Annotated in this window: 1 protein-coding gene; it reads right to left on the bottom strand. The window is 60.7% G+C overall.

All coding sequences use genetic code 11. The features are described from left to right. Positions 1–1193: bifunctional D-glycero-beta-D-manno-heptose-7-phosphate kinase/D-glycero-beta-D-manno-heptose 1-phosphate adenylyltransferase HldE (gene hldE, locus AAC083_RS16180; protein ID WP_108535485.1), on the bottom strand; the 1193-nt coding region annotated here is incomplete at its 3' end. Positions 1194–1387: the final 194 nt, after the last annotated feature.

The following is a 1387-nucleotide window of genomic DNA, read 5'->3' as shown; positions in this document are numbered from 1 at the left end:
GCCATGCGGCGGTCGGTCGAATTGACCGGGCGACCCGGCCCTTTCAGGCGACGGACGGAGTCATCGGTATTGACCGCCACTATCAGGCGATCCCCCAGCTTGCCGGCATTGGCGAGGTAGGAAACGTGACCAGCGTGCAGTATGTCGAAACAGCCGTTGGTCATCACCACCTTCTCCCCACGCAAGCGGGCAGCCTGCACGGCAACCTTGAGCTGAGCCTCTGACATGACACCAAAGCCAGTCTCCTGCTCGGTGTAAAGCGCATTGGCAAGCTCGACCGGGCTGACGGTGGAAGTACCCAGCTTGCCGACCACTATACCGGCGGCGGTGTTGGCCAAGGCACACGCCTCTTCCAGGCTCATGCCGGCGGCCAGCGAGGTGGCCAGGGTGGAGATGACAGTATCACCGGCACCGGTCACGTCGTAGACCTCTTGGGCTAGGGCCGGCAGGTGCAGCTCTGGCTGACCTTCGCGGATCAGGGTCATGCCGTTTTCAGAACGGGTGACCAGCAGGGCCTCCAGCTCGAAACGCTTGACCAGCGCCAGTCCCTTGGCAACCAGATCCTCTTCACCTTTCACCTTGCCCACCACAGCCTCGAACTCGGACATGTTGGGAGTCAGCAGGGTGGCGCCGCGATACTTCTCAAACTCGGTCCCCTTGGGGTCGACCAGGACGGGAATACCAGCGGCGCGAGCACGCTGGATCATGCCGGGTACATCGTTGAGGGCACCCTTACCGTAGTCGGAGAGGATCATCACGTCGCAGTTAGGCAGCGCCTGCTCCACCTTGTGCATCAGCAGAGTGGAATCGACATCATGGAACGCCTCCTCGAAGTCGAGGCGCAGCAGTTGCTGGTTGCGGGAAAGCACCCGCAGCTTGGTGATGGTCGGATAGTCGGCCAGACGCACGAAATCACAGGCGACCTTGACGCCAGCCATCTGGCCAGCCAGAGCATCGGCGGCCTCATCCTGACCGGTCAGGCCCAGCAGCACGGCGTGAGCGCCCAGTGCGGCAGAGTTGAGGGCCACGTTGGCAGCGCCACCCGGGCGCTCCTCAATGTGTTCAACCTTGACCACCGGCACCGGGGCCTCGGGCGAGATCCGGCCGGTGGGGCCATGCCAATAGCGGTCCAACATGACATCGCCAACGACCAGAACGCGGGCTTTTTCAAACTCGGGCAGGGTGATCTTCATCTGTATCGACTCTCAAAACCTGAAAAATTCAGTTCCGGATTTTATCACACTCTTTTATACGGTGTAGTAAAAGCAAACCTGTGATTTCCATTTGAGGCACAAAAGAAACCCATAGTTACAGTTCACGCCACGCGGCTCTGACACAGGCTACCCCTCTGACCAGCACACAGCCATTCGCCCCCGCCCCCCCTTTT

The sequence above is a fragment of the Aeromonas sp. HMWF014 genome (genome assembly GCF_963878295.1).
GTDB lineage: Bacteria > Pseudomonadota > Gammaproteobacteria > Enterobacterales > Aeromonadaceae > Aeromonas > Aeromonas popoffii.
The sequence above is the reverse complement of the archived record's forward strand: the minus strand, read 5'-3'. Positions and strand labels throughout refer to the sequence as shown.